This is a genomic window from Cobetia sp. PDI-12MA (assembly GCF_059507695.1).
On the sequence record NZ_CM183351.1, the window covers coordinates 787,595 to 813,152 of the forward strand.

Annotated in this window: 20 protein-coding genes and 1 tRNA gene; 12 read left to right on the forward strand and 9 right to left on the reverse strand. The window is 64.5% G+C overall.

The features are described from left to right. Positions 1 to 16: 16 nt before the first annotated feature. The 6 genes from AC5WNI_RS03365 to AC5WNI_RS03390 form a co-directional block, all read right to left on the reverse strand. Complete coding sequence (locus AC5WNI_RS03365; protein ID WP_175088360.1) at positions 17 to 649, reverse strand: 50S ribosomal protein L25/general stress protein Ctc; 633 nt, start codon at positions 647 to 649, stop codon at positions 17 to 19. 179 nt (positions 650 to 828) lie between these two features. Continuing rightward, a complete protein-coding gene (locus AC5WNI_RS03370; RefSeq protein WP_172978614.1) occupies positions 829 to 1,770 on the reverse strand; it encodes a ribose-phosphate pyrophosphokinase in 942 nt (313 codons plus the stop codon). Positions 1,771 to 1,842: 72 nt separating this feature from the next. Next, positions 1,843 to 1,917, reverse strand: a tRNA-Gln gene (locus tag AC5WNI_RS03375). A gap of 29 nt (positions 1,918 to 1,946) precedes the next feature. Then, positions 1,947 to 2,819, reverse strand: coding sequence for a 4-(cytidine 5'-diphospho)-2-C-methyl-D-erythritol kinase (gene ispE / locus AC5WNI_RS03380; RefSeq protein WP_175088359.1), 873 nt, complete (start codon positions 2,817 to 2,819; stop codon positions 1,947 to 1,949). A gap of 50 nt (positions 2,820 to 2,869) precedes the next feature. Further along, the gene (gene lolB / locus AC5WNI_RS03385) at positions 2,870 to 3,514 is read right to left on the reverse strand and encodes a lipoprotein insertase outer membrane protein LolB (RefSeq protein ID WP_175088358.1); all 645 of its coding nucleotides are present in this window, start codon (positions 3,512 to 3,514) and stop codon (positions 2,870 to 2,872) included. A gap of 122 nt (positions 3,515 to 3,636) precedes the next feature. Then, positions 3,637 to 5,364, reverse strand: a complete 1,728-nt coding sequence (locus tag AC5WNI_RS03390; RefSeq protein ID WP_487886394.1) for a tetratricopeptide repeat protein — start codon at positions 5,362 to 5,364, stop codon at positions 3,637 to 3,639. Between the two features lie 639 nt (positions 5,365 to 6,003). Here AC5WNI_RS03390 and hemA point away from each other — a divergent pair. The 5 genes from hemA (at position 6,004) to AC5WNI_RS03415 (ending at position 10,826) form a co-directional block, all read left to right on the forward strand. After that, complete coding sequence (hemA, locus tag AC5WNI_RS03395) at positions 6,004 to 7,275, forward strand: glutamyl-tRNA reductase (RefSeq protein ID WP_368448310.1); 1,272 nt, start codon at positions 6,004 to 6,006, stop codon at positions 7,273 to 7,275. Further along, complete coding sequence (gene prfA / locus AC5WNI_RS03400; RefSeq protein ID WP_285460091.1) at positions 7,272 to 8,357, forward strand: peptide chain release factor 1; 1,086 nt, start codon at positions 7,272 to 7,274, stop codon at positions 8,355 to 8,357. Before hemA ends, prfA begins: the two co-directional genes overlap by 4 nt. Before the next feature lies 1 nt (position 8,358). Further along, on the forward strand, positions 8,359 to 9,207 hold the full coding sequence (prmC, locus tag AC5WNI_RS03405; protein ID WP_285460092.1) for a peptide chain release factor N(5)-glutamine methyltransferase: 849 nt from the start codon (positions 8,359 to 8,361) through the stop codon (positions 9,205 to 9,207). 287 nt (positions 9,208 to 9,494) lie between these two features. Continuing rightward, positions 9,495 to 9,995, forward strand: coding sequence for an Lrp/AsnC ligand binding domain-containing protein (locus AC5WNI_RS03410; RefSeq protein WP_043335877.1), 501 nt, complete (start codon positions 9,495 to 9,497; stop codon positions 9,993 to 9,995). 72 nt (positions 9,996 to 10,067) lie between these two features. Continuing rightward, positions 10,068 to 10,826 carry a HesA/MoeB/ThiF family protein gene (locus tag AC5WNI_RS03415; protein WP_175088354.1) on the forward strand — a complete coding sequence of 253 codons (759 nt, stop codon included), beginning with the start codon at positions 10,068 to 10,070 and terminating at the stop codon, positions 10,824 to 10,826. A gap of 93 nt (positions 10,827 to 10,919) precedes the next feature. Here the strand turns inward: AC5WNI_RS03415 and gatB are convergent, their stop codons facing one another. The 3 genes from gatB to gatC all read right to left on the reverse strand — a co-directional run bounded on the left by gatB (position 10,920) and on the right by gatC (position 14,270). After that, positions 10,920 to 12,374 (reverse strand): Asp-tRNA(Asn)/Glu-tRNA(Gln) amidotransferase subunit GatB, encoded by a 1,455-nt coding sequence (gatB, locus tag AC5WNI_RS03420; protein WP_175088353.1) that lies wholly within the window; start codon positions 12,372 to 12,374, stop codon positions 10,920 to 10,922. Then, positions 12,374 to 13,852, reverse strand: a complete 1,479-nt coding sequence (gatA, locus tag AC5WNI_RS03425; protein ID WP_285460094.1) for an Asp-tRNA(Asn)/Glu-tRNA(Gln) amidotransferase subunit GatA — start codon at positions 13,850 to 13,852, stop codon at positions 12,374 to 12,376. The genes gatB and gatA overlap by 1 nt, the downstream gene beginning before the upstream one ends. Before the next feature lie 130 nt (positions 13,853 to 13,982). Next, positions 13,983 to 14,270: an Asp-tRNA(Asn)/Glu-tRNA(Gln) amidotransferase subunit GatC gene (gene gatC, locus AC5WNI_RS03430; protein ID WP_054555110.1), complete on the reverse strand. Its 288-nt coding sequence runs from the start codon at positions 14,268 to 14,270 to the stop codon at positions 13,983 to 13,985. Positions 14,271 to 14,599: 329 nt separating this feature from the next. Here gatC and AC5WNI_RS03435 point away from each other — a divergent pair, with 329 nt between their 5' ends. The 7 genes from AC5WNI_RS03435 (at position 14,600) to tldD (ending at position 25,506) form a co-directional block, all read left to right on the forward strand. Then, on the forward strand, positions 14,600 to 15,637 hold the full coding sequence (locus tag AC5WNI_RS03435; protein WP_043332576.1) for a rod shape-determining protein: 1,038 nt from the start codon (positions 14,600 to 14,602) through the stop codon (positions 15,635 to 15,637). Between the two features lie 64 nt (positions 15,638 to 15,701). Further along, positions 15,702 to 16,679 carry a rod shape-determining protein MreC gene (gene mreC, locus AC5WNI_RS03440; protein WP_487886001.1) on the forward strand — a complete coding sequence of 326 codons (978 nt, stop codon included), beginning with the start codon at positions 15,702 to 15,704 and terminating at the stop codon, positions 16,677 to 16,679. Further along, entirely contained in the window at positions 16,679 to 17,161 is a 483-nt protein-coding gene (gene mreD / locus AC5WNI_RS03445; RefSeq protein ID WP_043332574.1) for a rod shape-determining protein MreD, read from the forward strand. Before mreC ends, mreD begins: the two co-directional genes overlap by 1 nt. A gap of 102 nt (positions 17,162 to 17,263) precedes the next feature. Further along, positions 17,264 to 18,022: a Maf family protein gene (locus AC5WNI_RS03450; RefSeq protein WP_487885995.1), complete on the forward strand. Its 759-nt coding sequence runs from the start codon at positions 17,264 to 17,266 to the stop codon at positions 18,020 to 18,022. Between the two features lie 184 nt (positions 18,023 to 18,206). Beyond that, complete coding sequence (gene rng, locus AC5WNI_RS03455) at positions 18,207 to 19,670, forward strand: ribonuclease G (protein ID WP_175088351.1); 1,464 nt, start codon at positions 18,207 to 18,209, stop codon at positions 19,668 to 19,670. Between the two features lie 80 nt (positions 19,671 to 19,750). Next, complete coding sequence (locus tag AC5WNI_RS03460; RefSeq protein ID WP_487885996.1) at positions 19,751 to 24,049, forward strand: YhdP family phospholipid transporter; 4,299 nt, start codon at positions 19,751 to 19,753, stop codon at positions 24,047 to 24,049. Further along, the gene (tldD, locus tag AC5WNI_RS03465; protein ID WP_175088349.1) at positions 24,046 to 25,506 is read left to right on the forward strand and encodes a metalloprotease TldD; all 1,461 of its coding nucleotides are present in this window, start codon (positions 24,046 to 24,048) and stop codon (positions 25,504 to 25,506) included. Before AC5WNI_RS03460 ends, tldD begins: the two co-directional genes overlap by 4 nt. Positions 25,507 to 25,558: the final 52 nt, after the last annotated feature.

Sequence of the window (25,558 nt, forward strand, 5' to 3'; positions counted from 1 at the left end):
TGATCAGAAGGCTGCGTTATTCTGCAGCGGCTTCTTCGCCTTCAGCGGCATCTTCTGCGTCAGCAGAGATGTTCGGACGAGTGACGTTGACCACAGCGGTGTCGTGATCGGCACCGTGAGACAGTGCAACGGACTCGGCGCCTTCCGGCAGAGCGATGTCGGACAGGTGCAGGGTGTGGCCAACTTCCAGCTTGGACACGTCCAGCTCCAGGTATTCCGGCAGGGCTTCCGGCAGGCAGCTGATTTCGACGTCGGTTGCCAGAATGTGCAGGACGCCGTCCTGATCCTTGACGCCGACACAGGCTTCCTGACCAGTGATGTGCAGCGGCACGTTCATGGTCAGTTTGTGGGTCGGGTCGATGCGCAGGAAGTCGATGTGAGTCAGCAGCGGCTTGAACGGGTGACGCTGCAGGTCACGGATGACGACTTTCTCGGCCTTGCCAGCAACATTCAGGGTGATGATGGAGGAGTAGAACGCCTCATCGTCAACCGCCTTGTACAGGCTCGGCTTGTCGACCATGATCGGAGTCGGGGCCTTGTCGGCGCCGTAGACGATTCCCGGCACGAAGTCGTTCGTACGACGCAGGCGGCGGCTCGCACCTTTCCCCAGGTCTTCACGAACTTCAGCATTCAGTTTGAACAGTTTCATTTTGCAGATACCTCAAGGGTCTAATGAGAATCCGGCAGCCCCCGCGACCAGAGCGCTGCCGGATCCATGAGGCCGGCCCGGAGATTTCCGGGCCGGCCGCTTGTTGGCAGATGATGGATCATCTGCCGGTGTCAGTGCCTCTTCCCCGAGCAGTGGCGAGCAGGGCCCGCCGCCAGGACTCAGTGGAACATGGCGCTGACGGATTCTTCGTTGCTGACGCGACGGATCGCCTCGGCGATCAGGCCAGCGACTGTCAGCTGGCGGATCTTGCCGGAACGACGCGCGGCGTCGGACAGCGGGATGGTGTCGGCCACCACCACTTCGTCGAGGACGGAGTTGGTGATGTTGTCGACCGCCGGGCCGGACAGGATCGCGTGGGACGCATAGGCCACGACGCGGTTGGCGCCATGATCCTTGAGTGCCTCGCCCGCCTTGCACAGGGTGCCGGCGGTATCGATCATGTCATCGACCAGCACGCAGGTGCGGTCCTTGATATCACCGATGATGTTCATCACCTGGGCCTGGTTGGCCTGGGGGCGACGCTTGTCGATGATGGCCAGCTCGCAGTTGAGCTGCTTGGCGATGGCACGGGCACGTACCACGCCGCCCACATCCGGGGAGACGACGATCAGGTTGTCATAGTTCTGACGTTCGATGTCGTCGAGCAGGATCGGTGAGCCGTAGACGTTGTCCACCGGCACATCGAAGAAGCCCTGGATCTGATCGGCATGCAGGTCCATGGTCATGACGCGATTGACGCCAGCCTTGACCATCATGTCCGCGACCACCTTCGCCGAGATCGGCACGCGAGCAGAGCGCACGCGGCGGTCCTGACGGGCGTAACCGAAGTAGGGAACGACCGCAGTGATACGCGCCGCAGACGCACGACGCAACGCGTCCACCATCAGGATCAGCTCCATCAGGTTGTCGTTGGTCGGTGCGCAGGTGGACTGCATGATGAAGACGTCCTTGCCGCGAACGTTTTCGTTGATTTCTACCGCAATCTCGCCATCGCTGAACTGACCGACGGTTGCATGGCCCAGGCGGGTATCGAGGGCTTCAGCTACCTTGCGGGCGAGAGCGGGATTGGCATTCCCCGCGAATACCATCAGTTTTGACACGCGCAGCCACCTTTGGAGTCTTGTGGGATCTCGGGAGTGGAGAATTCCGGGTTGACCGGGAACGGCCAGGATTGGCTGGGGTACCAGGATTCGAACCTGGGAATGTCGGTACCAGAAACCGGTGCCTTACCACTTGGCGATACCCCAGCAACGTTCACTTCAACCAGTTGCTGTGCTCAGGCCGAAGCCAGAGCGGCATGTAGAGGGGAGATATTGCAACCGCGTGCCGAGAAGGCGTGCCACATCGGGCGCTCGAGTTCGAGTCGACCCAGCACCTCGCTGGCCTGTCGTGCGTCGTCAAACGCACAGAACACACAGGCGCCGGTGCCCGTCAGTCTGGCGGTGCCGAACTGGTCCAGCCAGTCCAGGGCGTCGGCGACTGCCGGGTACAAAGTGCGCACCACGACTTCACAGTCGTTGCGGCCCCCCTGCAGTGCGCGCGCCATACTAATCGCGAGGCTGGAACGTGTCAATTGCGGGTGGCCGAACACGGCGGGTGTGGCGACCTCGACACCGGGGTGAATCACCACGAACCATGGGGTGTCCAGCGGGGCTGGCTCAAGGCGTTCACCGATGCCCTCGGCCCAGGCGGCGAAGCCGCGCACGAACACCGGCACATCCGCGCCAAGCGACAGACCGAGCTCGGCAAGGGCGTCTTCGCCAAGCTCGAGCCCCCAGAGTCTGTCCAGTGCCAGCAGGGTAGTAGCGGCGTCGCTGCTGCCGCCACCCAGACCGCCACCCATCGGCAGCACTTTCTCCAGCGTGATATCGACACCGGGCAATACGGTGGGTGACGCGACCTTGCCCTGCGCGTGCGCTGCTTCTCGCAGCAGGCGCGCGGCGCGCACGATCAGGTTGGCCTCTTCGGGCACACCTTCGATAGGCGGTGAGAGGCGGATGGCCTCATCGTCGCGCAGCGTGAAGCTGAGGCTGTCGCCGTGCTCGAGAAACTGGAACAGCGTCTGCAGTTCGTGATAGCCATCGGCACGCTGACCCGTGATATGCAGCATGCGGTTGAGCTTGGCCGGGGCGGGCAGCGTGAGTGTCATGGTCGATGCGGATGTCGGAGTCGTCATGGAAGAAGGAGAAGGTGTCACGATTACAGCGCCTGCCACTGGTTGATGATGAGAGTGGCAGTGAGGTCGCCGTAGTAAAGCTTCATCTTGCGCGGTAGCCACAGCCCTTCGGCGCGGGTCCAATCCTGATAGTCCACCTCCCAGCCGTCCTGGTAGAGGGTGGTCGGGAAGCCCAGTGCATCCGTCTCGAGATCATGCTCGCCAGCGGCCGGTACACCGCGCACCCAGTTGTCGAGGGCGCCCAGCGGCAATGACCAGCCCAGTTGCGCCAGCATCAGGCTCTCGGCATCCGGGGCTTCGAAGTCGCCCTCGGAGGAGGAGAGGCGCACGCCATCGGCATCGCGGACCAGAGTCGTGCGTCCCGCGCCCAGCGGGCCGGTGATCAGCATGTGGTAATCATCGCCGTCCTGCTGCCAGTCGAGGTTGGCGCTGTGGCCTTCCTCGGGAGTGCGAATGCCGACCTTGCCTGCCAGCTGCCAGTGGGTCAGGGCGGCAAGTTGCGCGTCCTGTTGCTGCCAGTCGCCGTCGCTGCGCGTCAGATCACCGGCATTGTCGCTGGCCATCTGGCTGGCACAGCCGCTGAGCACCAGTGTCATGGCCAGCAGGGCTGGCCCGAGCAGGCGGCGTGTCTGGCTCAGCAGGGAGAGTGACAGGGGAGAAGTGATCATGACGCGAAAGCCTTCCGGATGGCGAGAAGATGAGTGACGGTGAGTGAGGCTCCACTCACTGGCGGGTCAGGATAATGGACTCGCCAGTGGGCAGAAAGTGCCGGGTAGCGTGGCTGCGTACTTCAGGGCGCATCTACCACCGGGCGTAGCTCGGGGATGTGCTGGAACAGGGCTTCGAGCTCGCTGGCTTCTTCAAAGCGCTCGCTCAGCTCTATCGCCAGGCTACGGGCTTCATCCTCGCGGCCCAGCGCCCATAGCACCTCGATGAGATGAGCGCCGATCTCGGCATCCTGCTGCTGGGCCCAGGCGGCTTCCAGCGGTGCCAGTGCATTGCCGAGGTCGTCGGTCAGATATCGGCCCCAGCCAAGGCTATCCAGAATGGCCGCGTCGTCGGGCGACAGCGCATGGGCGCGCTCGATCAAGGCCAGTGCTTCTTCAAGGCGACCCGTCTCCACCAGCAGGGTGTAGCCGAGCGCGTTGTAGGCGCTGGCGTTGTCGGGTTCCAGCGCGATGACTTCCCGCAGGTCTTCTTCCATGCCGCCCAGCTCATCATCTTCCAGACGGCGGATGCCGCGCAGGAACAACAGGCTGCCCAGCTCGCTTTCCAGCGTGTTGCGCGTGTCCGTCTCCTGGCCGGCGATGGCTTGCTTGAGCGCCTTGCGGCGCGTGGCGATGCTGCTGTTCAGCAGGGCCTCGGCCTCGGCATACGCCTCCTGGGAGTCGAGCAGGTCGATCTCGAAGCTCAGCAGCGTCATGGCATGGCGCGGATGGCGCAGGCGCTCCACGGCCAGTAACTGACGTGCCTCGTCCGTGCGCTCGTGTTCGACCAGCAACTGGGCGGCACGGGCGCGACTGGAGATGTAGCGCTCGCCGTCCGGCACCTGCCGGTAGTAAAGAATGGCGTTGTCGACATCGCCGCTGGACTCGGCGGCCAGCCCCAGCAGGGCGTAGGCGGCGTCCGGCACCGGGTCTTCATCGAGCAGCGGCAGCAGCAGGCGATGGGCGTCCTCGGGCGAATCGGCATCAAGATAGAGGCTGGCCAGCGCCAGACGCAGACGTGGCGCGTTGGGATGGCGGGCAATGAGGCTATCGATGCGCTCGCGTGCCGCGTCCAGATTGCCGCCGGCCAGTTCGGTCTGCGCGGCGCTCAGGATCAGGCGGCTGTCATCGGGAGCGATCTCAAGGCCTTGGGCCACCGCGCGGCGCGCCGCCACGAGACGCCCCGCGCTGCGTTCGATCTCGCTGCGCGCCAGCCAGAGCTCCGGCAACGTGGCGTGAGCGTTTTCCAGGCGTAGCAGGCGTGCACGCGCCGCGGTCTCATTGCCCAGCGCAGACTCGAACAGTGCCGCGGCAATCTCGGGCATCGGCTGCTCGGGATGCTGGGCGATATGCGTCTCCAGCATCGCCAGCAGGGGCTCGAGTTCGGCGCCGGCGTCGATCGCCTGCTCGGCCAGGGTCGCCAGATTGCCATTGCCGCCACTGGCGGTGAGCATCAGGCGTTGCTCGAGTGCAGCCTGCCAGTCGCCTCGCTCGACCGCCAGGCGGGCGCGGATGATGCCGGGCTCGCTGGCGGACTCATCGAGTTGCTGCCAGCGTTCGGCGGCGCGCTCCAGCAGGGCCGGGTTGTCGGCGAAACGAGCCGCGAGCACGGCGCGTCGCGCCAGTTCCGGGTCATCGAAGTGACGGCTGGCGGCCAGATAGCCATTGGCGGCGCGGGGGTAGTCACCGCGCTGTCCGGCGAGTTCGGCGCTCAGCAGCTGGTTGAGACTGTCGGCATCCAGGCCCTGCTGGATGGGAGGCGCCGTGGCCAGCGGGTCGGGCTGTGCCGACAGGGGCGCGGAGTCGCTCATCGACTGACAGCCGGTCATGCTCAGCAGTAACCCGCCTACGACGCAGGACTTCCACCCGCCGCGCGGGCGACGGGGGGTATCAAGAGAGGCGAGAGTATGCGGGGGGCTATGTTCAGCGGCAGTCGAAGCGTGCATGCAACCTCGCGTTTGTCGGTGGGGGGCAGGATGAGAGTACGGGGGCGGTTGAGCCGCAGGCCAGGTCATGCGCGTAGTGTGGCACTGACGAAGGCGTCGTGTCTCGCAGCATAACGGCTGGCGGCGAGCGGGGATAGCGTTGCCGATGCAAGGAAGTCGCATGCCCCGCCGGTCACTCGTATGCCGGCAGATACACCGCACGGGCTGATAGCGATAGCCTGCCAGCATCATGGAAAATCCTCATCGGCTGCGACATGCTGCGGGGTCGCGTGGTGCAGACGCTGTGGTAGAATGAGCGCGCTAATATTACGATCTCAGCCGCTTTGGCAGCCCTGTGTGCCTTTATGTCTGTCGCCCTTGTCCCCATTGAGTCGACAGGCATGAAAGCACGAAGCCCTCGCGGATTGCCTGCTGTCTCTGGTCGCTGCCTCGTGGCAGTCCAGAACCGAGAGCCGCCTGACATTGACGCCGCCCCCTGCCGGCCAGACCCTGACGACTGACTCCATGACCCTTCTTGCCCTTGGCATCAATCACCGCACCGCCGCCGTTGACGTGCGCGAACGCGTTGCTTTCACGCCTGCGCAGCTCGATGCCGCGCTGGGCGAATTGAAGCGCCTGCCGGCGGTCTCCGAAGCGGCGGTGCTGTCGACCTGCAATCGTACCGAGCTGTACTGCGTGACCAGCGATGGCGCCAAGTCGGTGCTCGAGTGGCTGGGGCGTTTTCATCGCCTGCCTGTGGAGGAGCTGTCGCGTTGCAGTTATCAGCACCTGGGGGAAGAGGCGGTACGCCACCTGATCCGTGTCGCGGTGGGGTTGGACTCGATGGTGCTGGGCGAGCCGCAGATTCTGGGGCAGCTCAAGGACGCCTATCAGTTCGCGCGCAACTCGGTGGGGCTGGGCGGTGAGCTCGAGCAGCTCTTCCAGCATATCTTCCAGGTCGCCAAGCAGGTGCGTACCGAGACCGGTATCGGCGAGAACCCCGTCTCGGTGGCCTACGCCGCCGTCAGCATGGCCAGCCACATCTTCGATGACTTCTCGCGGGCCAATGCCTTGTTGATCGGCGCCGGCGAGACCATCGAACTCGTCGCGCGCCATCTCAAGGAAGCGGGCATCGCCAACCTGTGCATCGCCAACCGCACCGTGTCGCGCGCCGAGCGTCTGGCCGATGAGCTGGGCGGGACTGCCATCGGCCTGGAAGGTATTCCTCATGCCCTCGAGAATGCCGATATCGTGATAGCCTCCACCGCCTCCCAATTGCCGATTCTCGGCAAGGGCATGGTGGAACGCGCGCTCAAGAAGCGCCGCTACAAGCCGGTGTTCATGGTCGACATCGCCGTGCCGCGCGATATCGAGCCGCAGGTCGGAGACCTCGACGACGTCTTCCTCTACACGGTCGATGACCTGCAGGAAGTGATCGACGAGAATCGTCGCCACCGTGAGTTGGCCGCTGCCCAGGCAGAAGAGTTGATTCGCCAGGGCGTCAACGCCTGGTTGCACCGCAAGCGGGTGCGCAGTGGCGGCGAAGTCATCAAGCGCTACCGTAGCCATGGCGAGCAACTGCGCGCCGAATGCGAGGCGCAGGCGCTGGCGGAGCTCGATCAGGGACGCGACCCCCAGGAAGTGGTCGCGCAGTTGGCACGCCAGCTGGCCAATCGCTTCATGCATCACCCGACGCTGGCACTGCGCCAAGCCTCGGGAGATGATCGCCAGGATATTCTTCAGACGGCCCAGACGCTTCTGCTCGCGCCGGCTGATTCATCACAGGACCCTTCATGAAAGACAGCCTCATCACCAAGCTCGACACCTTCCATGATCGCTTCGAGGAGATCTCCGCACTGTTGTCGGAGCCCGAAGTGATCGGGGACCAGGCCAGGTTCCGCGACCTGTCGCGGGAGTATGCCGAGCTTGAACCATTGATCGAGGCATGGCGCCGCCATCGCGGCCTGAACGAAGATCGTGATGCCGCGCTGGCGATGGCGGAGGACAGTGATCCCGAGATGCGCGACATGGCGCGTGAAGAAGTCCGTGATACCGATGCGGCGCTCGAGACGCTGGAAGCCGAGATCACCCAGCTGCTGATTCCGCGTGACCCGGATGACGGCGCCAACGTCTTCCTCGAGGTGCGCGCCGGCACGGGCGGTGACGAGGCGGCGCTGTTCGCCGGTGACCTGTTCAAGATGTACTCGCGCTACGCCGAGCTCAAGGGCTGGAAGGTCGAGACCGTCAGCGCCAGTCACGGGGAGCACGGCGGCTTCAAGGAAGTCATCGCCCGCGTGAAAGGCGATGGTGTCTACTCGCGCCTCAAGTTCGAGTCCGGCGCGCACCGCGTACAGCGCGTGCCCGCCACCGAATCCCAGGGGCGTATCCATACTTCGGCCTGCACCGTGGCGGTGATGCCCGAGGCCGATGAAGTCGGTGACGTCGACATCAATCCGGCCGACCTGCGCGTGGACACCTATCGCAGCTCCGGCGCCGGTGGTCAGCACGTCAACACCACCGATTCCGCGATTCGCATCACCCACCTGCCCACCGGTGTGGTGGTGGAGTGTCAGGATGAGCGCAGCCAGCACAAGAACCGTGCGCGCGCCATGTCACTGCTGGCGGCGCGCCTCAAGCAGGCCGCGGTGGATTCCCAGGCACAGGCCACCTCCGATGCCCGTCGCAAGCTGGTCGGCTCGGGTGATCGCTCCGAGCGCATCCGGACCTACAATTTCCCGCAGGGGCGTCTGACCGACCACCGCATCAACCTGACGCTCTACAAGCTCAATGAAGTGATCGCCGGCCAGCTGGACGAAGTGATCGAGCCGTTGGTGGTGGAATACCAGGCCGATCAGCTGACCGCGCTGCAGGAGCAATAAGGTGAGAATCGATGTCACCCTGGCAGCCGCGACTGCCCGTCTGAGCGAGGCGGGCAGCGATTCTCCGCGTCTGGATGCCGAGTTGCTGCTGGGCGAAGTGATGGGACGTGAGCGCACCTGGTTCTACACCTGGGGCGATCGGGATCTCGAGAGCGAGGCAGGCGCCGAGGGCGTGGCACGTTTCGAGGCGCTGCTGGCACGCCGGGCCGAGGGCCATCCCGTGGCGCATCTGCTCGGGCGGCGTGAGTTCTATGGTCTGACGCTGGCCTGCTCGCCGGTCACGCTGATTCCGCGCCCGGACACCGAGGTCATGGTGGAGTGCGCGCTGGAACTGGCCGAGGCCACCAGCGGCAAGCTGCTGGATCTCGGTACCGGCACCGGTGCCATCGCGCTGGCCTTTGCGCGTCATCGCCCACAGTGGCAGGTACTGGGGGTCGATCTCATCGAGGGGGCCGTGCAGCTTGCTCGCGGCAATGCCGAGCGTCTGGCGATCGCCAATGCCGAATTCCGCCAAAGTGACTGGTTCAGTGGCGTCATCGAGACCGGCTTTGCGCTGATTACCGCCAACCCCCCCTATCTGGCCGATGACGACCCGCATCTCGTGCTGGGCGATGTGCGCTTCGAACCGCGTTCTGCGCTGGTCGCGGAAAAGGCCGGCCTGGCAGATTTCCTGCATCTGATCGCGACGGCACCGCAGCATCTGGCCGCAGGTGGTCACCTGATGCTGGAGCATGGTCTCACCCAGGGCAATGAAGTGCGCGAGGCACTGCGTACCGGCGGTTTCATCGACGTCGAGACCCTGGAAGACCTGGGCGGGCGAGAACGCATCACGCTGGGCAAGCTGGCCTGATGCTCGCCGGGCACCGGTTAGCGGTGCCCGTGCGTGGTCCCCGCTGACATCTTCGCACTTGCTACCTCTGTAGTGCATTCCACCGTTTTCAGTGGAGTCTGCGTGGAATCCTCGTCACAGCACCGCTAGTGAAGGCGTATCCCCTGTTGGCCGGGTATGGTAGTAATGAACCTGCATGATTGGCATGGTCATCTGATAACCCCCTTGTTATCCGACGGCCTGACTGCACGGAAGCCAGGAACACGGATGATCCTGCTGCAAGTCACCCTGCTGGGAAAACTATTACAATGAAAGCAAAATCACGCTCTCTGGACCGCATCGACCTCAAGATTCTGCGTTGCCTGCAAGAGAATGCCCGTATCTCCTATGTCGACCTCGCCTCGGAAGTCGGCCTTTCCACCACGCCGTGCCTGGAGCGCGTCAAGCGCCTCGAGCGTGCCGGCGTCATCCGCGGTTACAAGGCGGTGCTCGACCCCAAGGCGCTCAAGGCCAATCTGTTGGTCTTCGTCGAGATCAGTCTCGAGACGCAGTCGCCGTCGGTGTTCGATGAATTCCGCCGCGCCGTCTCCAAGCTGCCGCAGATCCAGGAATGTCATCTGGTCTCCGGTCAGTTCGACTACATCCTCAAGTGCCGGATTCCGGAAATGTCCGCCTATCGTCAGCTGCTCGGCGATGTGGTGCTGACGCTGCCCGGCGTCAAGGAATCCAAGAGTTATGTGGTGATGGAAGAGGTCAAGGAGCAGTTCTCGCTGCATGTGCCCGATATCGAGGAACTGGATGCCAAGTAATGGCAAGCCCTGTTGGTGTCAGGCAGGGCGCGTGGCACCTCACTTCATTTACCGATAGGCGGCTTTTCTCCCATGCAAGATTCGCAATTGTTGCGTTACTCGCGCCAGATCCTGCTCCCCCAGGTCGACATCGCCGGGCAGCAACGCCTGTTGGCGGCGCGGGTCCTGGTGATCGGGGCGGGCGGCTTGGGCTGCCCGGCAGCGCTCTATCTGGCAGCCGCGGGCATCGGCACCCTGGTGGTGGCCGATGATGACCACGTCGAGCTGTCCAATCTGCAGCGTCAGATCGCCCATGGTGACGCCGACATCGATCAGCCCAAGGCGCAATCACTTGCCTCCTCACTGTTGGCGATCAATCCCGACATCGAGGTGATCGCGTTGTCCGAGCGGCTGCAGGGTAAGGCGTTGACCGAGCAGGTGACTGCCGCAGACGTGGTGCTCGATTGCACCGATCGCTTCAGCTCGCGCTTCCCGATCAACGCCGCCTGCGTGGCAGCGGGCACCCCGCTGGTGTCCGGCGCCGCGATACGCTTCTCCGGTCAGCTGGCAGTGTTTGATCGCCGTGAGCCACAGGCACCGTGTTATGGCTGCCTGTATCCGCCGGATGAGCTTGGCGATGAAGAACTGACCTGTGCCGAGAGTGGCGTCATCGCGCCGCTGGTCGGCATCATCGGCGCCTTTCAGGCGCTGGAAGCGCTCAAGCTGATCAGCGGTGCCGGCAGCGTGCATCGCGGCCTTGCCACCTTCGATGGCCTCAGTGGTGAATGGCGGCGCATGGGCCTCAAGCGCGACCCCGGCTGCCAGGTGTGTGGCAGTCGTGAGCCCGCATAGGCGGCAGTCAATTGCTGTTCGATAGAGCATGAAAAAGCCCCCAGCGTCGTGATGACGGTGGGGGCTTTTTCATTCAGCGACTGATGGACAGGCTCAGCTGAGGCTATCCAGCTTGTCTTTCAGCACCTTGTTGACCTGTTGCGGATTGGCGGTGCCGCGTGAGGCCTTCATCACCTGACCGACGAAGAAGCCGATCATCTTGCCACGCTTGTCCGGCTCGGCTTCCTGATACTGGGTCACCTGGGCCGGGTTGTCTGCGATCACCTGATCGACCACGGCTTCGATGGCACCGGTGTCGGTGACCTGCTTGAGGCCGCGTGACTCGATGATCTCGTCGGCGCTCTCGCCTTCGCCATCCCACAGTGCGGCGAACACCTGCTTGGCGGCCTTGCCGTTGATGGTCTCATCGACGATGCGCTTGATCAGGCCACCCAGCTGGGCCGCGGAGACCGGGCTGACGGTGATGTCGAGGTTTTCCTTGTTGAGACGACCGGCCAGCTCGCCCTGCACCCAGTTGGCGGCCTGCTTGGCGTCGCCGCAGACATCCTTCACTTCCTCGAAGAAGTCGGCCATCTCGCGGCTGGCGGACAGCACGCCGGCGTCATAGGCGGACAGGCCCAGTTCGCTTTCGAAACGTGCGCGCTTCTCGGCCGGCAGTTCCGGCAGGGTCTGGCGCAGGTGTTCGATGTAGGCCTCATCCACTTCTACCGGCAGCAGATCCGGGCACGGGAAGTAGCGGTAATCGTTGGCTTCTTCCTTGGTGCGCATGCTGCGCGTCTCGTCGGCGTCCGGGTCATACAGGCGGGTTTCCTGCACGACCTTGCCGCCGTCCTCGATCAGCTCGATCTGACGCTCCACCTCGAAGTGGATGGCGCGTTCGATGAAGCGGAAGGAGTTGACGTTCTTGATCTCCGCGCGGGTGCCGAAGGCTTCCTGACCCATGGGGCGCACCGAGACGTTGACGTCGCAACGCAGCGAGCCTTCGGCCATGTTGCCGTCCGAGATGCCCAGGTAGGTGACGATGGCGTGGATCGCTTTCACGTAGGCCACCGCTTCCTTGGCGGAACGCATGTCCGGCTCGGAGACGATTTCCAGCAGTGGTGTGCCGGCACGGTTGAGGTCGATGCCGGTCATGCCCTGGAAGTCTTCGTGCAGCGACTTGCCGGCATCTTCCTCGAGGTGGGCGTGATGGATGCGGATCGACTTGCGCGTGCCATCTTCCAGAAGGATCTCGAGCACACCCGGGCCGACGATGGGCTGATCCATCTGGCTGGTCTGGTAGCCCTTGGGCAGATCCGGATAGAAGTAGTTCTTGCGTTCGAACACCGAACGGCCGGCAACGGCGGCATTGACGGCGAGGCCGAAGCGCACGGCCATGGCCACGGCCTGCTCGTTGAGCACCGGCAGGGTGCCCGGCAGACCGAGGTCCACGGCGCTGGCCTGGGTGTTGGGCTCGGCACCGTAGGTGGTGGAAGAGCCGGAGAAGATCTTTGACTGGGTGGCGAGCTGAGCGTGAACCTCAAGCCCGATTACGACTTCCCATTGCATCAGGCTTGCTCCTGTCCGAATTCCGGGCGCTGGCGGTGCCAGTCGGTGATTTGCTGGAACTGGTGCGCGACGCCCAGCAGGGTCTGCTCACCGAAGTGCGGGCCGAGGATCTGCAGCCCCACCGGGCGCTTGCCTGCCAGGCCGGCCGGCACGCTGATGCCCGGAATGCCTGCCAGGTTGATGGCGATGGTGTAGAGATCCTGCAGGTACATGGACAGCGGGTCCTTGTGTGCGCCGAGATCGAACGCCGGGGTCGGTGCCGCCGGGCCCATCAGCACATCGACCTGATCGAAGGCATCGAGGAAGTCCTGGCGGATCAGGCGACGCACCTTCTGGGCCTTGATGTAGTAGGCATCGAAGAAGCCTTCGGACAGGGTGTGCGTGCCGATGATGATGCGACGCTTCACCTCGTCGCCGAAGCCTTCCTCGCGAGTGCGCTTGTAGAGGTCTTCCAGGTCCTGCGGGTCATTGCAGCGATGGCCGAAGCGCACGCCGTCATAACGCGACAGGTTGGAGGAGGCCTCGGCCGGCGCGATCACGTAGTAGGTCGGGATGGCCAGGTGGGTATGCGGCAGCGAGATTTCCTGCACGCTGGCACCGGCATCCTCGAAGACCTTGATCGCGGCACGCACGGAAGCTTCGACTTCCTCGGACAGGCCTTCGCCGAAGTATTCCTTCGGCAGGCCGATCTTCAGGCCCTTGAGGTTGTAGTCCAGTCCTTCGACGTAATCCGGCACGCCACGCACCACGCTGGTGGAGTCGCGCGGGTCTGCGCCGGCGATCACGTTCATCAGGCGCGCGCAGTCTTCGGCGGAGCGAGCCATCGGGCCGCCCTGATCGAGGCTGGAGGCGTAGGCGATCATGCCGTAACGCGAGACGCGACCGTAGGTCGGCTTGAGGCCGGTGATGCCACAGAAGGCGGCCGGCTGGCGGATGGAACCGCCGGTGTCGGTGCCCAGCGCGGCCGGTGCGAGGCCTGCGGCGACGGCGGCGGCACTGCCGCCGGAGCTGCCACCCGGTACGGCGGACAGATCCCACGGGTTCCTGACGGCACCGTAGTGGCTGTTCTCGTTCGAGGAGCCCATCGCGAACTCATCGAGGTTGGTCTTGCCGAGAATCACCACGCCCTCGGCCTTGAGCTTCTCGATCACGGTGGCGTCGTAGGGCGAGACGAAGTTGTCGAGCATCTTCGAGCCGCAGCTGGTGCGCACACCTTCGGTGCAGAAGATGTCCTTGATGGCCATCGGGACGCCGGTCAGCGCGGCGGCATTGCCGGCGGCACGGCGTGCATCGGCGGCATCCGCATCACGCAGCGCTTCTTTGCGGCACAGGGTGATGTAGCTGTTGAGCTCGCCATCGAGGCGTTCGATACGGGCCAGGAAGGCTTCCGTCAGCTCGCGACTGGTGTATTCGCCGGCCTCCAGGCCTTGCGCCAGCTCACTGAGCGTCTTGTCATGTAGTGCAATGGACGATGACATGTTCGATTCCATCAGTGCAGACGATGCGCCGGGCATCATCCGCAGAAATTCCGGGGCGGACGGGGCGTGCCGCGTGACGTGGTATCCGATGGCAGTCGGTCACGATGCGTGAGCGATCTGCCAGGCGAGATCACTCGACGACGCGCGGAACCAGATACAGACCCTGCTCTGTGGCCGGGGCCACCTGCTGAAAACGCTCGCGCTGATTCGATTCGGTGACTTCGTCCGCGCGCAGGCGTTGCGTGGCTTCCAGCGGGTGCGCCAGCGGTGCGACGCCGTCGGTATCGACCTGTTGCAGCTGGTCGACCATGGCGAGAATCCGGTCGAGATCCTCGACGTAGGCTTCGGCATCCTGCGAGGCAAGACCCAGGCGTGCGAGGTGAGCGGCACGCAGCACATCTGAATGTTCAAGGGCCATTGAAGTTTCCCTGTCTTGGCTTCGAGAGGCTTGAGGTGACGGCAGGAGTCAGAGACGACCACGCGAAATCAGACTGGCGCGACGAGCGCGAAAAGCCGAATTCGAAAATTGTGGTGTCCCGGCAAACCCGATGCCCGTTACCCTGTAAAACAGCGCGCTTTGCAGCGATGGAGCAATCTGTCGCCGAATGCGCCGTTACAGTGTGATTCGGCGTGAAATGTACCACATCTGCGTCGCTCTGGCAGGCGTGTCAGCTTGCCGCCATGGGGTGGCAATGGTACCGTTCGCGTCTGCACAGGGTTCCGGTCTGGACTAGGTGATCAACTTCCATGTTTAAACGTTTACGTGGGCTGTTCTCGAGCGATCTGTCGATCGATCTGGGTACTGCCAACACGCTTATTTATGTGCGCGGTCGCGGTATCGTGCTCGACGAGCCCTCAGTCGTGGCCATTCGCCAGTCCGGGAATGCCCGCAGTGTGGCGGCCGTCGGTGCCGATGCCAAGCGCATGCTGGGGCGCACCCCCGGCAATATCACGGCCATCCGACCGATGAAGGACGGCGTTATTGCCGACTTCACCGTTACCGAACAGATGCTCCAGCATTTCATCCGCAAGGTGCATCAGAGCACCTTCCTGACACCCAGCCCTCGTGTGCTGGTGTGCGTGCCGTGCATGTCGACCCAGGTCGAGCGTCGCGCCATCAAGGAATCGGCCGAAGGGGCCGGCGCGCGTGAGGTCTACCTGATCGAGGAGCCGATGGCTGCCGCGATCGGTGCGGGCCTGCCGGTGGAAGAGGCGATGGGCTCCATGGTGGTCGATATCGGTGGTGGTACCACTGAGATCGCCATCATCTCGCTCAACGGCGTGGTCTATTCCGAATCCGTGCGTATCGGCGGTGACCGCTTCGACGAAGCCATCACTTCCTATGTGCGTCGCCATTACGGCAGCCTGATCGGTGAGGCGACGGCCGAGCGCATCAAGGAAGAGATCGGTTGTGCCTACCCGGGTGGCGAGCTGCGCGAGATCGACGTGCGCGGCCGCAATCTGGCCGAGGGTATTCCGCGTTCCTTCACGCTCAACTCCCACGAGATTCTCGATGCGCTGCAGGAACCGCTGGCGGCCATCGTCTCGGTGGTCAAGAGCGCGCTCGAGCAGTCTCCGCCGGAGCTGGCTTCCGACATCGCCGAGCGTGGCCTGGTGCTGACCGGTGGTGGTGCGCTGCTGCGTGACATCGACAAGCTGATCGCGGAAGAGACGGGCCTGCCGGTGATCATCGCCGAAGACCCGCTGACCTGCGTGGCGCGCGGCGGTGGCAAGGCGCTGGAAATGATCGATCAGCACACCTTCGAGCTGCTGTCGAGCGATTGACCTCGTCCGGGGCCGGGCATGCTGTGTGCTGTACGGCTGGTCCCGGCCTGTCGGAGGACGTGCTATCAAACCCCTGTTCACGCGTGGCCCCGTGCCCGGCTACCGCATGCTGCTGTGCGCGGTGCTGTCACTCGCGCTGATGTTTGCCGAAGATCGCTTCAGCTGGATGGTCGATGTGCGCGCCAGCATGGCGACGCTGGTATCGCCCGTGCAATGGGTCGTCAGCTTGCCGACGGAAGGCCTCAGCTGGGGCGCGCTGGTGTTTGCCGATCAGCAGGAGCTGGCCGACGAGAACCGCGCGCTGCGCGAACAGCTGCTCAATCTGTCCAGCCGTGTGCAACGCATGGCGAGCCTGACCTCCGAGAATACGCGCCTGCGCGAATTGCTCAATGCCGGGCAGCGTAGCGACATCCCCTATATCACCTCCCAGTTGCTGACCCTCGATGCTGACCCGTTCTCCCACCGCATGGTGGTGGACCGCGGCGAGCAGGATGGCGTGCGCATCGGCTTACCGGTACTCGATGCCTATGGTCTCGTCGGGCAGGTCATCTCCACGTCGGCCTATAACAGTCGAGTGCTGATGATCAGTGATGCCAGCCACGCCGTGCCGGTCGAGATCAATCGCAATGGCCTGCGCTTCATCGCCCAGGGCAGCGGCAAGATCGATCAGGTCGATGTGCTGCATGTGCCGGATACCGCCGACATTCGTGTCGGGGATCTGCTGGTGACTTCCGGGCTGGCGCTTCGCTTTCCGCGCGGCCTGCCGGTAGCACGTGTCACCGAGGTCTATCATGATCCCGGCAAGCCGTTCGCCCGCGTGAGTGCCGAGCCCATCGCGCAGCTGGAGCGATCGCGCAACTTCCTGATCCAGATGCCGCCGCCGGTGGATACCGACAACCTGTATGTCGATGACAGCCTCGATGAGTTGCCGCGTGACAACCTGGCGGCGCCCAGGCCCGAGGGTGACGATGCCGCGCAAGGCTCTGCCGAGGATGCGGCAGACGCTCAGGCACCCACCGACGCTGCCGGGGAGGACAACTGATGGCCTTTCGTCCCCAGACCACCTTGCTGTGCTGGTTCTCTCTGCTGCTGGCGCTGTGTCTGCAGGTCATGCCATTGCCGGATGTGTGGCTGATCTGGCGGCCCCAGTGGCTGGGTCTGATGCTGGTCTACTGGTGCATCGTCTCGCCGCAGAGTGTCGGAGTCTTCCACGGCTTCCTGTTCGGGCTGGCGCTGGATGTCCTGCAGGGCGCACCGCTGGGGCACAACGCCCTGGTGCTGTCGCTGACGGCCTTCATGGGCGTGCTGCTCTATCAGCGTATTCGCGCCTATTCCCTGCTGCAGCAGGCGTTGCTGGTGATCGTGGTGCTGGGCATCGCACAGTTGCTGGATCAATGGCTGCGCAGCCTGTTCGGTGCCGGCCCGGTCAGCCTGTCGTTCCTGCTCTCGGCGGTCATCGGCGGCGCGCTGTGGCCGTGGCTCTATACTCTGCTGCAGATGCTGCGTCGGCGGGTCGCGGCCTGAGTGCCACTCGCACATCGATAGCACTTCTTGTGAGCTTCCAAAAGCCGCCTACGGGCGGCTTTCTGGTACTTGTCAGCCATGTTTATCTTCACGAGGTCTTCCATGTCATCCGCTTCCAGGCCATCCACTTCCGATGCCGACAGCCCCGCTTCCTCGCTCTTTGCGAACTCTGGCGCCACGACGCAACGCAACGTGATGTCTCAGGGCGTTGCTCAACAGGGCTCTGATCAACAGGACGCTGCTGATCCGGGATTGATTCTGGCCTCGGGGTCGCCGCGTCGTCGTGACCTGCTGGCCAGTATCGGCATCCAATGTGAGGTGGCGCCGGCGGATATCGATGAGACGCCGCAGGCCAATGAGTCGCCGGAGCATTACGTGCTGCGTCTGGCGCGAGAGAAGTCGCAGGCCGGTTTCGCGGCTCTGGCGCAGCGGACGACAGGTCGGATGGTGGGGCGGCGAGTGCTCGGCGCGGATACCGCGCTGGCACTGGATGGACGCATTCTCGGCAAGCCGCGCGACGAGTTGGACGCGCGCGAGATGCTGCTCAGTCTCTCGGGGCGCAGTCATCAGGTGCTCAGTGGTGTGGCGCTGTGTCATGGCGACGCCGGGCGCGACATGCGCTGCGAGAGCGAGCTGGTCGAGAGCCGCGTGACCTTTCGTACCATCACCCCGGAGGAGGCCGCGCGCTACTGGGCGACCGGTGAGCCCGCTGACAAGGCGGGTGGTTACGCCATCCAGGGGCTCGGCGCCGTCTTTGTCAGTCATCTCGAGGGCAGTTACAGCGCCGTGGTCGGGCTGCCGCTGCATGAGACCGCACAGCTCTTGAGCAAGGCGGGCGTTCAGCCGTGGCAACCGCTCTGACGGGCGATGTCCCACGCTGCATCAGTCGGGCGTCGAGTCAGCGCACCAGCGTCATCACGAAGACGATGGCTTGCGTGCGTGGCACAAAATACCCGTTGCAGGAAATCCTTAGTCGATAGATCACAGCCGGGGGCTCCCTAGCTATGTCATAATCGCAAGCAACGACTTTACAAGGACTTGCGCTATGAGCGGCGAGGTATTGATCAACCTGACACCGATGGAGACCCGCGTGGCGGTAGTCGAGAACGGTGTCCTGCAGGAAGCCTTCATCGAACGCAGCGGGCGACGCGGCATCGTCGGCAACATCTACCGTGGCAAGGTGGTGAGAGTATTGCCCGGCATGCAGGCGGCCTTCATCGATATCGGTCTCGAACGGGCGGCCTTCATCCATGCCCAGGAAGTCATGCCGGCGCATACGCCGCATGATGAGCAGCTCTCGATCCGCGAGCTGCTCAGCGAAGGCCAGCCACTGGTGGTGCAGGTCACCAAGGACCCCATCGGCACCAAGGGCGCCCGGCTGACCACGCATCTGTCGGTGCCGTCACGCTATCTGGTCTACATGCCGGACTCGCCGCATACCGGCGTGTCGCAGCGCATCGAGAGCGATGTCGAGCGTGACCGCCTCAAGGAGATGACCGAGCGCTGCCTCACGGAGCTTGATCCGGAGGCGCCCGGCGGCTTCATCCTGCGCACCGCCGCCGAGGGCATCAGCGAGGCGGAACTCAAACAGGACATGCATTTCCTGCTGCGCCTGTGGCGCAAGGTCAGTGAACGTCGCCTCACGGCTGCCGTGCCCAGCGTCATCTACGATGATCTGCCACTGTTCATGCGCACGCTGCGCGATGTGATGCGCGACGAGATCGAGCGCGTGCGCATCGATTCCCGCGAGAACTATCTGCGTCTCAAGGAATTCTCCAGCGAATTCATGCCGGACATGGAAGGGCGCATCGAGTATTACCCCGGCGAGCGACCGATCTTCGATCTGTTCAGTGTCGAGGATGAGCTGCACAAGGCGATGGGTCGCAAGGTGCAGCTCAAGAGTGGTGGCTATCTGGTGATCGACCAGACCGAGGCGATGACCACCATCGACGTCAACACCGGTGGTTTCGTTGGCCATCGCAACCTCGAAGAGACCATCTTCAAGACCAATCTCGAGGCGGCGACCGCCATCGCGCGCCAGCTGCGGCTGCGCAATCTCGGCGGCATCATCATCATCGACTTCATCGACATGGAAGAGACCGAGCACCAGCGCCAGGTGCTGCGGGTGCTCGAGAAGTCGCTGGAGCGTGATCACGCCAAGAACAAGATGACCGGTGTGACCGAGCTGGGTCTGGTGCAGCTGACGCGCAAGCGCACGCGAGAGAGTCTGGAGCAGGTACTGTGCGAGGCCTGTCCGACCTGTCAGGGGCGCGGCACCCTCAAGACGCCGGAGACGGTCTGCTATGAGATCTTCCGCGAGATCATGCGCGAAGAGCGAGCCTACAGCCCGGATACCTACATGGTGCTGGCCTCACAGAATGTGGTCGATCGACTGCTGGACGAGGAATCCGCGGCCGTGGCGGACCTCGAGAGCTTCATCGGCAAGACCATCCGTTTCCAGGTCGAGGCGCATTACACCCAGGAGCAGTACGATATTGTGCTCATGTGATCTGTCAGCCACCGTGCCTGCGATGAAGCCGGGAGTCGCGTTATCCACATCGTGAGTCTGTCCTGTTCGGAGAACCATCAGTGACCCGTTCTACCTCACCAGAGGCGGCACGTTCTACCTCGCAAGAGGCGGTGCAGGAGGGCGTCGACGACACCCCGTCTTCGCCCGCTGCGGCGCCAGCGCCACCCTCGCGTGGGCGGCGCTGGGCGCGCGGGCTGCTGATGGCGCTCGCGGTACTGCTGGCGTTGCTGGCCATCCTGATCGGGGGCCTGCGCTGGTGGTTGACCACGCTGGATTCGCGCAGTGAGTCCATCAGTGACTTCATTGCCACCCAGACCCACTCCAATGTTGGGATGTCATCGCTTGAGGGCCGAATGGATCACCTTGATCCGGCCATCAAGCTGTCCGGTCTGAACCTCTTTCGTCCCGACGAGATGCAGGCGGCGCCACTGTTGAGCGTGTCCCATCTGGAAACCCGTCTCGATGTGCTCTCCTCCCTGCGCCATCTGGCGCCTGTCTTTGATCGCGCCACCGCCACCGGCGTCATCGTGCACCTGTACCAGCGTGAAGATGGCAGCTGGGGCTGGCCGGGGCCGCCGCGTCCTCCCGAAGCGCTCGAACCCGAAGGGCAGGTGAGCCTTGCGCAGACGGAGCAGGGGCTGGCGCTGCTGGCGCGTCAACGAGTGCGGCTCGAGGATGTGCGTCTGGTGCTGCATGGTCGCAACGATACCCTCAACCTGAATGCCGCCGAACTGTTGCTGTCGGGAGAAGGAGACCGCGCGCATCTGGAAGGCCAGTTGCGGGTTGGGGAATCGCCTCAGGCCGGAGTCAGCGCCGTACTGGAAGTGCTGCCGGGAGACGACGGCCTCGCCGACTACTCGGCCCAGCTGCAGGTGGAGCTGGACGCCGGTGCGCTGGCGAGTGTCGGTCGCCTGATGGGCGAACGCGACAGCCTGATGCTGCGCGACGCCGATGGCAACGCGACGCTGTGGGCGCGCTGGCGTGACGCGCGGCTGGAAGATGCTCGCCTGCGTCTCGATCTCAATCGTCTGACGCTGGATCACCATGGCGCCCAGCTGGCGCTCAAGGACATTCATGCACGTGGCCAGTGGTTGCGTGACCTGGCGGGCAGTGATCGCTGGCAGGCCTGGCTCAATCAGATCTCGGTCGGCGCCACGCAACTCGATGACGCCCCGGCGGCCGGCGCTCCGGTGGCCGGCACTCCGGCGGCCGGCGCCCCGGTGGCAGGCAGTAACGGCCAGACGCCGCAAGCGGCGTCATCGCCAGAAGCCTCCACGGCGCTTGCCAGCCTGCCCGAGCGTATATCGCTGTCGGGGGATCTCGCCGATGGCAGCGTGTCGCTGGTCACCAGCAGTTTCGATCTGGAAAAGGTGGCGCGCTGGCGCAATGTGCTGGCGCTCGGCGAGCTTGGGGATGTGCTCGAGTCTCTCGATCCGCGTGGCACGGCCAACGGCCTCTCCCTGTCGCTGGCCGGGATCGGGCTCGATACCCCGCTGACCATGACGCTGGCGCTGGGCCTGACCGGAGCAGAGGTGGAACCCTGGCAGGGCGCCCCGGGACTCGGCCCCCTGGCGGCCTGGGTCACCGCGCAGAGTCTTGAGGAGGGCGGCATCGCGAGCCGGATCGCGTTTCGTGGCGACCCGGGCATGCGCTTCCACTTCCCCGAAGTCTTCGGCGACGGCTGGCAGCTCGAGGCCGCCGACGGAGTGGTCGAGGTCAAGGTCGATGACAGTGGCAGCAGCGTCACGGGGCATGACCTGCATATCCAGCGCGCCGGCGCCGATGTGACGGGCGGCTTCGGCCTGCAGATTCCCGCTCAGGATCATGACCGCTTCCAGCTGGATCTCGAGATGCGCGACGTGAATGCCCGCAGCATTCCGCTGGCCTCCTGGTTGCCGATGAAGGTGCTGGACCCGGCGTTGAGCGAGTGGTTGACGCGCGATGTCGCGGGGCAGGTCCCCGAGGGTAGCCTGCATCTCACCCAGGTGTGGGATGACGACAATGGCGAGGATGGCTATGGACCCGGCGATTCGCTGGACCTTGAGCTGGCCATCGAGGACGGGCGACTCGGTTACGCCGAGGGCTGGCCTGCGCTGGAGGGCGTGAAGGGCAACCTCGCGCTGCACGACAATGCACTGAGTGCCACGGTCGCGGCGGCGCACTCTCAGCCTGCCACGGCGCTGGGCGGTGCAGCACCTCTGTCGGTGCGTCAGGCCGATGTCGACATGCAGGACAATACCTTGAGTATCCAGGGGGATGTGACCGGCAGCGTCGAGGCGCTGTTCGATCTGCTCTCGCATGCGCCGCTCGAGGATACCGCTGCGTTGCTCGCCGAATGGCAGGGCAAGGGCTCGGTGGGTGCGTCCATGGATATTCGCGTGCCCCTGGAGGACGCCGAGCAGGCGCGCATCACGGCGGCGGGCAAGGTCGGCGAGCGCCAGGCGGCGACGCTTGCCTTCCCGGGGCCGGGCATCGAGGTTGACGATATTCGCGGGCCGCTCGAGTTCGTGCATGACCCTTCCCACCCCGAGGGGCGTCGTGAGCAGTTGACCGGCAACCTCTCCGGCAAGCTGTTCGGCGGTGCGGTCAAGGCAGCGCTCAACATCGGGCAGGCAGATTCACACAGCAAGGGCGCGATCACCTTCGATGGCAAGGCGCCATTGGCACCGGTGCTGGGCTGGCTGGGCGCGCCCGAGCACCTGATCGGCGATGCCGCCGAGAACACTCGGGTCGCCTTGCAGGACGGCGAGACGCCGCGTGCGCTGGGCGGCGAGTTCAACTACCAGGCGCGCCTGATGCTGCCCGATGACGGCGCCACTCTGGCGCTCTCGAGTGACCTCAAGGGAGTGGCCATCAATCTGCCGGCACCCTTTGGCAAGACGCGAGAGGAGGCGGCCCCACTGGCGGTGGATATCGGTCTCGCGGAGGGTGGCGGTGATGTGCGACTCGACAATCGCGCCCGGGCACGCTGGAAAGGCGGCAATACGCGTGATGATAGCAGCACGGTGCCGATAACGGGGCAGTTGTGGCTGGAGCGTTGGCCGAGCGACCCGCAGTGGCCCACCCAGACCGGCTGGGACATCGCCTGGCGCACTCCGACCCTTGCCCCTGAGCTCTGGAAGCCGTGGGCGGGAGCGCTCTCCGGTGAAGGTGGCGCGAGTGGAGAGGGCAGCGCGAGTGGAGAGGGCAGCGACGCTGAGCAGAGCGATCCCCTGCGTGCCTTGTCACGCCTGCGCGTTGCCACTGATTGTCTGATGATCCAGTCCCGGTGTACGGGGCCGATGACGCTGGAGGCCGCGCCGCGCCAGAGCTCGCAGCAGCAAGGGCTGGGGCTGGCCGCGACGCTGGATGGTCAGCTCGCCAGTGGTGAGCTGGTGTGGCAGTCAGGTGCCGCGCGACCGCTGATTCTGGACCTGGACACTCTGAATCTCGACGCCCTGTGGCCCGCGGATGCCGAGCAGGAGACGCAGACCGCCAGTGTGCCAGGCAACTTTACCGAGGCTATCGATGTCGGCATCGAGCCGACGCCGTATCCCGCCGAGCTTGCCGACCTGCCCGCGGGCAGTCTGCGTCTGGCACACCTCATCTGGCGCGATCAGCAGCTGGGGCCGATCAGTGCCGACTGGACCGCCGACAGCCAGCAGCTGGTGGTGTTGCCGCTCTCCATCACGCTGGGCAGGATCACCGCAGTGGGCAACATCACCTGGGAAGATGCCGGCGCCAACAGTCTGACGCGCGCTCGCCTGTCCGCCGATGGCAGTGACCTGGGCGGGTTGCTCGAGCGTCTCTCCCAGCCCCGCGGCATCGAGGCGGACCGCGCCCGGGCCGAGGTCAAGCTGGCCTGGCCCGGTGCGCCGCAGGACTTTGCCCTGTCACGCTCCAATGGTCGCGTCGAGATCAAGCTGGATGACGGACGCTTCCTGAATCTGGGCTCGACCTCCGCCCGCCTGCTGGGCTTGGTCAATGTGGATAACCTGCTGCGCCGCCTGTCGCTGGACTTCTCTGACGTCACCGACAAGGGGACGGCCTTCGACAAGGTGCGCGGCGCAGCGACGCTCTTCGATGGGCGGCTGGAAAGCGATGGCTCCTTGCGTATCGAGGCGCCGTCCACCACCGTGACACTCAACGGGCAGGTCGATCTGCTTCGCGGTACCCTTGATCAACGCATGGCCATCACGGTACCGGTCAGCCAGAACCTTCCGCTGGCCGCCGTGCTGGCAGGCGCACCCGCCGTGGGCGGGGCGCTGTTCGTGGCCGACAAGATCTTCGGCCGCTTCATCGACAAGGTGACGCAAATTCACTATCGGGTATCAGGCCCCTGGGGCGACCCGAACATTACTCTGGAAAGTGCCGAATGACGCAAAATGCGAGTTCCGGTCGCGTGCTCGACGATGCCGCGGCCCTGTTGCTGACCCCGGGCGGGCTCAGCTTGGATGATCTGGATGCTGGCCTGGCACATGCCATGGGCCCGGGCACAGACTATGCCGATCTCTACTTCCAGCGTATCTGGCAGGAGAGCTGGGTGCTGGAAGACGGCGTCGTCAAGGACGCCAGCTACAACATCGATGGTGGTGTGGGCGTACGCTCACTGGCGGGGGAGAAGACCGGCTTCGCATACTCCAATCAGATCGATGCCGCCGCGCTTGCCGACACTGGCCGTACTGCGGCGGGTATCTCGCGCAGCGGCAGCAGCGGTACGGTCGCAAGCTCGATCATCACCCAGGCTCCGTCCTTCTATGCGGGCATCGACCCGTTGAATGGCCTGAGCGCCGAGGACAAGGTCGCGATGCTCAAGGAAGCGGACCGCATCGCGCGCAGCCTCGACCCCTCCATCAGTCAGGTGTCGGCCTCGCTGTCGGCGCTTTACGAAGTGGTGATGGTGCGTGCCAGCGATGGCACCCTCGCCGCGGACCTGCGTCCGCTGGTGCGTTTCAACATCAGCGTGATCGCGGTGCGCAATGGCCGTCGCGAGCGTGGCAGTGCCGGTGGCGGTGGCCGTTTCCCGGTGACTCGTCTGCGCGATGAAAATGTCGCCGAGCGTTACGCGCGTGAAGCCGTGCGTCAGGCGCTGGTCAATCTCGAGGCCATCGATGCACCGGCCGGTCAGATGCCGGTGGTGCTGGGCAATGGCTGGCCGGGCGTGCTGCTGCACGAGGCGGTCGGTCATGGTCTGGAGGGTGACTTCAACCGCAAGGGCAGCTCTGCCTTTTCGGGCCGCATGGGCGAACAGGTCGCGGCACGCGGCGTCACCGTGGTCGATGACGCGACCCTGGCCGATCGCCGTGGCTCGCTGTCCGTCGATGACGAAGGCACCCCGGGGCAGTACACGCCGCTGATCGAGGACGGCATCCTCACCGGCTACATGCAGGACAAGCTGAATGCTCGCCTGATGGGCATGGCGCCGACGGGCAACGCGCGTCGCGAGTCCTTCGCCCATCTGCCGATGCCGCGCATGACCAATACTTACATGCTGGGTGGCGATCGCGATCCGCAGGAGATCATCAAGAGCGTCAAGCGTGGCCTCTACGCGGTCAGCTTCGGCGGCGGTCAGGTGGATATCACCTCCGGGCGCTTCGTGTTCTCGGCCAGTGAGGCCTACCTGATCGAGGACGGCAAGGTGACCACGCCGGTCAAGGGTGCGACCCTGATCGGCAATGGCCCGGAAGCGATGGGGCGCGTCTCGATGATCGGCAACGATCTCGAGCTGGATACCGGGGTCGGCGTGTGTGGCAAGGACGGCCAGTCCGTGCCCGTCGGTGTCGGCCAGCCGACCCTGAAGCTCGACGAATTGACGGTGGGAGGCACCCAGTCGTGAGCCGATGAGGCTGAACGACAGGGAGCAGATATGACGACGCCGCCGTGGCAGG

Excerpts from the sequence above, each read along its gene's own strand:
- AC5WNI_RS03410 (WP_043335877.1), top strand. The coding sequence starts at position 9,495 with ATGAAAGCAAAATCACGCTCTCTGGACCGCATCGACCTCAAGATTCTG.
- rng (WP_175088351.1), top strand. The coding sequence starts at position 18,207 with ATGAGCGGCGAGGTATTGATCAACCTGACACCGATGGAGACCCGCGTG.
- AC5WNI_RS03435 (WP_043332576.1), top strand. The coding sequence starts at position 14,600 with ATGTTTAAACGTTTACGTGGGCTGTTCTCGAGCGATCTGTCGATCGAT.
- lolB (WP_175088358.1), bottom strand. The coding sequence starts at position 3,514 with ATGATCACTTCTCCCCTGTCACTCTCCCTGCTGAGCCAGACACGCCGC.
- AC5WNI_RS03450 (WP_487885995.1), top strand. The coding sequence starts at position 17,264 with ATGTCATCCGCTTCCAGGCCATCCACTTCCGATGCCGACAGCCCCGCT.
- prfA (WP_285460091.1), top strand. The coding sequence starts at position 7,272 with ATGAAAGACAGCCTCATCACCAAGCTCGACACCTTCCATGATCGCTTC.
- gatA (WP_285460094.1), bottom strand. The coding sequence starts at position 13,852 with ATGTCATCGTCCATTGCACTACATGACAAGACGCTCAGTGAGCTGGCG.
- AC5WNI_RS03365 (WP_175088360.1), bottom strand. The coding sequence starts at position 649 with ATGAAACTGTTCAAACTGAATGCTGAAGTTCGTGAAGACCTGGGGAAA.
- ispE (WP_175088359.1), bottom strand. The coding sequence starts at position 2,819 with ATGACACTCACGCTGCCCGCCCCGGCCAAGCTCAACCGCATGCTGCAT.
- tldD (WP_175088349.1), top strand. The coding sequence starts at position 24,046 with ATGACGCAAAATGCGAGTTCCGGTCGCGTGCTCGACGATGCCGCGGCC.
- gatC (WP_054555110.1), bottom strand. The coding sequence starts at position 14,270 with ATGGCCCTTGAACATTCAGATGTGCTGCGTGCCGCTCACCTCGCACGC.
- hemA (WP_368448310.1), top strand. The coding sequence starts at position 6,004 with ATGACCCTTCTTGCCCTTGGCATCAATCACCGCACCGCCGCCGTTGAC.
- gatB (WP_175088353.1), bottom strand. The coding sequence starts at position 12,374 with ATGCAATGGGAAGTCGTAATCGGGCTTGAGGTTCACGCTCAGCTCGCC.
- AC5WNI_RS03415 (WP_175088354.1), top strand. The coding sequence starts at position 10,068 with ATGCAAGATTCGCAATTGTTGCGTTACTCGCGCCAGATCCTGCTCCCC.
- AC5WNI_RS03390 (WP_487886394.1), bottom strand. The coding sequence starts at position 5,364 with ATGAGCGACTCCGCGCCCCTGTCGGCACAGCCCGACCCGCTGGCCACG.
- mreD (WP_043332574.1), top strand. The coding sequence starts at position 16,679 with ATGGCCTTTCGTCCCCAGACCACCTTGCTGTGCTGGTTCTCTCTGCTG.